We start from the raw sequence: 6,434 nt of genomic DNA on the forward strand, positions 1-6,434 counted from the left end.
CCCCCCCCCCCCCCCCCCCCCCCCCCCCCCCCCTCTCAAAGCAGAAAACCCCCCCCTAGATGTAGCTCCGTCTCGTGGGCTCGGAGATGTGTATAAGAGACAGGCGCGAGCCCGGCGCATCGGCGTCGCCACGACTCACCAGGGTGTCGAAGGACTGCTGCGCATGCCGGAGTTCGACCAGGTCGAGCTCGTCTTCGACGCAACCTCCGCGAAAGCACACCTCAACAACGACAAACTCGTTCGCACGCACGGCAAGCTCATGGTCGACCTCACACCCGCGGCCGTCGGTCCTTACGTCATCCCGCCGGTCAACCTCGGACAGCATCTGGGCACCACCAACGTCAACATGGTCACGTGCGGTGGCCAGGCGACCGTCCCGATGGTCGCCGCTGTGGCCCGTATCGCCGACGTGGCCTACGCCGAGATCGTCGCGTCCATCGCGTCCAAGTCCGCGGGCCCGGGCACACGAGCCAACATCGACGAGTTCACCGAGACGACAGCCCGCGCCATCGAAGCGGTCGGGGGAGCGCAGCGGGGCAAGGCCGTCATCATCCTCAACCCGGCCGACCCGCCGCTGGTCATGCGCGACACCGTGTTCTGCCTCGTCGAGGGTCCGGTCGACCAGGCCGCCGTCCGCGCCTCAGTGCACGCCATGGCGGAACAGGTCCGCAGCTACGTCCCGGGTTACCGCCTCAAGCAGGACGTCCAGTTCGACACCGTCGACGAGCCATTCGTCCCCGCGCTGGGGCGCCCTTTCCGCGGCACCAGGGTCTCGGTCTTCCTCGAGGTCGTCGGTGCCGGTCACTACCTGCCGGAGTACGCCGGAAACCTCGACATCATGACCTCGGCCGCCCTGCGCACCGCCGAGCGTCTCGTCTCACAGCGACTGGGAGCCACAGCATGAACACCGCGCAGCCAAACCTGCCCGACACCAGCACATCTCACGCGGGCGGCCCGCGGCTCTACGTCCAGGACGTGACCCTTCGCGACGGGGCGCACGCCCTGGGCCACCAGTACACGCCCGAGCAGGTCCGCACCGTCGCCGCCGCCCTCGAGGCGGCCGGAGTCGACGCGATCGAGGTGGCCCACGGCGACGGGCTCGGCGGGTCCAGCGTCACCTACGGGCATGGCGCCGCCACCGACCTGGACTGGATCGCGGCGGCCGCCGACGTCGTCACCCGCGCCACCCTCACCACTTTGATCCTGCCCGGCATCGGGACGATCGAAGACCTCAGAGCGGCGCGTGACCTGGGGGTCAGAAGCGTTCGCGTCGCCACCCACTGCACCGAAGCCGACGTCGCAGCCCAACACATCGCGTGGGCCCGCGAGCACGACATGGACGTCTCCGGGTTCCTCATGATGAGCCACCTCAACGACCCGGCAGGCCTGGCCGAGCAGGCGAGGCTGATGGAGTCCTACGGAGCGCACTGCGTCTACGTCACCGACTCCGCGGGCCGGCTCACCACCCGTGAGGTCGCCCAACGCGTCGAGGCCTTCCGACAGCGGTTGAACCCCGAGACCCAGATCGGCATCCACGCACACGAGAACCTGTCGCTCAGCGTCGCCAACAGCGTGACCGCAGTCGAGCACGGCGCCTACCGAGTCGACGCGTCCCTGGCCGGGCAGGGCGCCGGCGCCGGGAACACCGCACTCGAGGCGTTCATCGCCGTGGCCAACCTCATGGGCTGGCAGCACGGCTGCGACCTCTTCACGCTGCAGGACGCCGCCGACGACATCATCCGACCCCTGCAGACCCGACCGGTGCGCGTCGACCGCGAGACCCTGTCGCTGGGCTACGCCGGCGTGTACTCCAGCTTCCTGCTGCACGCCGAGCGCGCCGCCGCCCGGTACGGGCTCGACGCCCGAGACATCCTGCTCGAGCTGGGGCGCCGCAAGATGGTCGGCGGCCAGGAGGACATGATCGTCGACGTCGCCCTGGACCTGCTCAAGGCCGAGTCCACCGAGGCGGTGACGGCATGACCATCGCCGCGCCGGACACGCTGGCCGTCCTGGCAGCGACCCTCGACGACGCCCAGACCTCGGCCACCGCCGTCCAACAGGTGACCACCACGGCACACCTCACCCTCAACGACGCGTACGCCGTCCAGCACCTGCTGGTCGAGCGCAGAACGGCGCGCGGCGACCGAATCTCGGGCGTGAAGCTCGGCTTCACGAGCCGCGCCAAGGCCCAGCAGATGGGCGTCGACGACGTCATCATCGGCTCGATCACCGCCGGCATGCAGGTTCCCGACGGGGGACAGGCAGACCCCGCCCGGTACATCCACCCGCGCATCGAACCAGAGGTCGCCTGGCTGCTCGGCCGCGACGTCGAGGCCGACGACGACTCGCCCGAGACCGGCTCGGCCGTCGACGCGGTCGCGCCGGCACTGGAGATCATCGACTCGCGCTACCGCGACTTCAGGTTCACTCTCGAGGACGTCGTCGCCGACAACACCTCCGCCGCCGGCTACGTCATCGGGCCATGGCAGCAGCTCAGCGCCGCCGGCGACCTCGGCAACCGGGGCGTGGCGCTGGAGGTCGACGGCCAGGTCTCCCAGACCGGGTCGACCGCCGCAATCCTCGGACACCCCTACCGGGCCGTCGCGGCCGCCCGCCGGATGGCCAGGGCGTACGGGTTCACCCTGCGAGCCGGCATGGTGCTGATGGCTGGTGCGGCCACCGCGGCCGTACCGCTCCACGCCGGTTCGCACGTCCAGTCGACCGTCACCGGCCTGGGCCGGGTCGGCGTCCGCCTCGGGTCGGCAGGTGCCCGCCATGAATGAGACGACGGCGATCACCGTGACGGGAAGAGCGACTCCGCGCGGACGGTTCCCGCACGTGAAGAAGTCCGGAGACCTCGTGTTCGTCTCGGGAACGAGCAGCCGCCGTCCGGACAACACCATCGAGGGGGCAGCGGCAGACGAGGTCGGAGTGACCTCGCTGGACATCCGCGTCCAGACCCGAGCGGTCATCGAGAACATCCGCGCCGTCCTCGAGGCGGCCGGCGCCACCCTGGCCGACCTGGTCCAAGCCACCACCTACCTGGTCAGCATGAACGACTTCGCCGGTTACAACGAGGTCTGGGCCGACTACTTCGACGAGCACGGGCCGACGCGTACCACGGTGGCCGTGCACCAGCTGCCCCACCCGCACCTGCTCATCGAGATCCAGGCGATCGCCCGGGTCGAGGGTGCGACCAACCCCAAGGAGGACTCATGAGCACCATCCCGCCCGTCATCAACTTCCCCGAGTGGCTCAAGGACAACGAGCACCTGCTCAAGCCGCCGGTGAACAACCGGCAGGCGCTGACGCCGATGGACGACTTCATCGTGCAGGTCGTCGGCGGACCCAACCAGCGCACCGACTACCACCTCGACCCGTTCGAGGAGTGGTTCTACCAGGTCAAGGGCAGCATGCACGTGAACCTCATGACCGACGACGGGCCTCGGCGCGTCGACATCCACGAGGGTGACATGTGGATGCTGCCGCGCAACACCTACCACTCGCCCCAACGGCCGGAGCCCGGCTCGATCGGCATCGTCATCGAGCGAATCCGCGAGGAAGGACAGCTGGAGAAGTTCGCCTGGTTCTGCCCGCAGTGCAGCACCAAGGTCCATGAGGTCGAGCTCCAGGTGCGCGACATCGTCCAAGACCTGCCGCCGGTGTTCCAGGACTTCTACACCAGCGAGCAGGGGCGCACCTGCCCCAGCTGCGGCACCGTGCATCCCGGCAAGGGATGACACCGGTGAGCACGATCGACGTGCACAGCCACTACGTCCCACGCGGCTGGCCGGACCTGTCCGAGGTCGTGTCACCACGTCGGGACTGGCCTTGGCTGCGCATCGACTCCGAGCGGCAGGCCTGCATCATGCTCGGGGACAAGGAGTTTCGCCCGGTCGGCGAGGACTGCTGGAACGCCGAGGTACGACTGAAAGCCATGGACGCCGACGGCGTCGCGGCCCAAGTGGTCTCGCCCACGCCGGTGTTCTTCTCCTACGACGCGCCAAGCGATGAGGCCACCAAGATCGCCCGCATCTTCAACGACCTCGCCCTCGAGGTCTGTGCCCCGGCCCCACAGCGGCTCCTGCCGTTCGCGCAGGTCCCGTTGCAGGACCCGGACGCCGCATGCGAGGAGGTGGACCGATGCCTCGCGAACGGACACCGGGGGGTCGAGATCGGCAACCACGTCGGCGGCCGGGACCTGGACGACGAAGGAGTCGTGACCTTCCTGCAGCACTGCGCCGACCGAGGAGTCCCCGTCTTCGTCCACCCGTGGGACATGCCGACCTCGCCGCGGCTCGAGCGATGGATGGCTCGATGGATCACCGGCATGCCGGCGGAGACCCACCTGTCGATCATCGCCATGATCCTGGGAGGCGTGTTCGACCGGGTCCCCTCGTCGCTGCGGATCTGCTTTGCCCACGGTGGCGGCTCGTTCGCCTTCTGGCTCGGTCGCCTCGAGAACGCCTGGCGCCGGCGACCCGACCTCATCGCCACGTCACAGCTGCCGCCTTCGCACTACGTCGGGCGCTTCAGCGTCGACTCGGTCGTGTTCGACCCGGCCGCGCTGCGGATGCTGGTCGACACCTTGGGCCCGGGAAGTGTCATGGTCGGCAGCGACTACCCGTACCCGCTGGGGGAGCGTCCCGCCGGCCACGTGGTCCATCACGCCGACTTCCTCGATGAGAGCACCCGGGCCGCCCTGCTCCGCGGCAACGCGGAGCGGTTCCTGGGCCTGGACCCCGGCCAACCAGCCGGTGCCGGCGGGTACGTCAGCCAACGCGCGTGAGCTCGAGATCACGGCGCGGGACGCGGTGGCACCTGGCCGGTGCGGCCCGTGAAGCCGGGGTGACCGGGCCTCACAAGCACCACGTGACCGAATCCACGCACGACGAGACGTGAGACATGTGCCGGAACCTGCACTGCCCATGGGTAGCAGACCCCTGGGCGTGAGGAGCCTCGCTTGGAACCCAAGACCATCGACCGACTCAGCTGGGCCTTGGTCAACGTGCGGCCGAAGCTGAGCAGCGTCACGTCGCCGGACCGGCTTCACGCGTGGGCCGACGCAGCCGTCGAGCTGGTGGCCGCGGGAGCGGCACTGGACGGACCTCGCCCGTGCCCGGAAGGAGGCACCGCCAGTGACCCTGCGGCGCCCAGCTCGGCCGAAGCCTTCGGCCTCCGCTACTGGGAAGAGGCTCTCTCGAAAGCGCTGGCGCGGCTCCAGGCGCATGGCAACCTGCGACCCGAGGCGGACGTCACCGCGCTCGGTTCGGCGTTCGCCGCAATGCTGTACGGAGGGCTGCTGCTGAGCCTGACGACGGGCACCGCCGTGCCCCTTCAGGCAGCCCTGGACATGGCTCTTGGACAGATCCGTGCGTTCGGTGCTGGGTGACGACCCGCGGCGGCTCACGCCCCCCACGGGCTCGGCGAGGATTCGTGCTGCGGAGTCGCCGCTAGTGGGCGTCGGCCGCTGCCGTCATGGAACGGTGGCGGGAGACGAACGCCTGCACGTCGACCGGACCAAGACGCCCTATCGCTCCGGAGGAGTACACGGCGAGCATGACGGTGCCGTCGGGGCCAAGGACGAACCCCGTGGACTGGAAGAACGTGCCGGCTGGGTCGGTGTAGCACTCGAGTGCCGGCGCGACGTCGCGAACGGACACGTCGCACCCCACGGGGAAGGGAATGCCCAGCTCGGTGACGGTCTGCCGAGCCACAGCCTCCGGGTCGGCGGACAGGGCAACGGTGGTGATGCCCTCGTCGATGAGTGACTGGTGCCGGCCGACGAAGGAGCGCAGCTGTCCCGTGCAGTAGCGACACCACGAGCCGCGGTAGACGAGGACGACGGCGTAGCTGCCCTCGGTGGCTGATGGAAGCCGAATCTCCCCACCGGCGGCGGTGCGCATGGACAGTCGGGGAAAGCGTGAACCGTTGAGCAGCATGTGTGACCTCTCGTTCTGTGCGTGGCGCCGTCGTGGCCCGCGCCCGCGCTCGACGGCGTCGACCGGGCCCTGATCGGCGCATACTGATGTGACCTTGGTGCCACGTGCACGCGAAGCCTTAGGTCATGTGCCCGTCCGCGGGCCGGCACTTGGGTCCGCGCGAGAGATCGGGACCGCCGCACACACGAACCAGTCGCACGACGGCCGCGACGCGACCATGCCGGCTCAGGGCACCAGACGGTGCCCAGACGAGGCCGAAGCACGGGCACTCTCGTGGGCTACGAGTCCCGGTGGCGGCGCGTCGTCGCGACCACTGGGACGACGAAACAGACCACTGATCAAGGAGCTGCAGATGGATGTGACCGTTGTCGACAACGCGTCGATGCATCGGTACGAGGCACGCATCGGGGACGAGGTGGCCGGCTACACCGTGTACCAGAACGCCGCCTCCATCGTCATCATCGAGCACACGGAGGTCGACCCCTCCTACGA

Annotated in this window: 8 protein-coding genes; 7 read left to right on the plus strand and 1 reads right to left on the minus strand. The window is 69.2% G+C overall.

Features of this window, described 5'->3' with window-relative positions:
* Positions 1-88 precede the first annotated feature (88 nt).
* From ACR9ZK_RS20230 to ACR9ZK_RS20260, 7 genes are all read left to right on the plus strand, one after another.
* Positions 89-904: an acetaldehyde dehydrogenase (acetylating) gene (locus ACR9ZK_RS20230; protein WP_481343761.1), complete on the plus strand. Its 816-nt coding sequence runs from the start codon at positions 89-91 to the stop codon at positions 902-904.
* Entirely contained in the window at positions 901-1,980 is a 1,080-nt protein-coding gene (gene dmpG, locus ACR9ZK_RS20235) for a 4-hydroxy-2-oxovalerate aldolase (protein ID WP_481343762.1), read from the plus strand. The genes ACR9ZK_RS20230 and dmpG overlap by 4 nt, the downstream gene beginning before the upstream one ends.
* On the plus strand, positions 1,977-2,783 hold the full coding sequence (locus ACR9ZK_RS20240; protein WP_481343763.1) for a 2-keto-4-pentenoate hydratase: 807 nt from the start codon (positions 1,977-1,979) through the stop codon (positions 2,781-2,783). Before dmpG ends, ACR9ZK_RS20240 begins: the two co-directional genes overlap by 4 nt.
* Complete coding sequence (locus ACR9ZK_RS20245) at positions 2,776-3,219, plus strand: RidA family protein (RefSeq protein ID WP_481343764.1); 444 nt, start codon at positions 2,776-2,778, stop codon at positions 3,217-3,219. Before ACR9ZK_RS20240 ends, ACR9ZK_RS20245 begins: the two co-directional genes overlap by 8 nt.
* Positions 3,216-3,740 carry a 3-hydroxyanthranilate 3,4-dioxygenase gene (locus ACR9ZK_RS20250; protein WP_481343765.1) on the plus strand — a complete coding sequence of 175 codons (525 nt, stop codon included), beginning with the start codon at positions 3,216-3,218 and terminating at the stop codon, positions 3,738-3,740. Before ACR9ZK_RS20245 ends, ACR9ZK_RS20250 begins: the two co-directional genes overlap by 4 nt.
* Before the next feature lie 5 nt (positions 3,741-3,745).
* Positions 3,746-4,789 carry an amidohydrolase family protein gene (locus ACR9ZK_RS20255; protein WP_481343766.1) on the plus strand — a complete coding sequence of 348 codons (1,044 nt, stop codon included), beginning with the start codon at positions 3,746-3,748 and terminating at the stop codon, positions 4,787-4,789.
* Positions 4,790-4,963: 174 nt separating this feature from the next.
* The gene (locus ACR9ZK_RS20260; RefSeq protein WP_481343767.1) at positions 4,964-5,392 is read left to right on the plus strand and encodes a hypothetical protein; all 429 of its coding nucleotides are present in this window, start codon (positions 4,964-4,966) and stop codon (positions 5,390-5,392) included.
* Between the two features lie 61 nt (positions 5,393-5,453).
* Here the strand turns inward: ACR9ZK_RS20260 and ACR9ZK_RS20265 are convergent, their stop codons facing one another.
* Complete coding sequence (locus ACR9ZK_RS20265; RefSeq protein ID WP_481343768.1) at positions 5,454-5,942, minus strand: redoxin domain-containing protein; 489 nt, start codon at positions 5,940-5,942, stop codon at positions 5,454-5,456.
* Positions 5,943-6,434: the final 492 nt, after the last annotated feature.

The organism is Monashia sp. HAY1-5C (assembly GCF_056755255.1).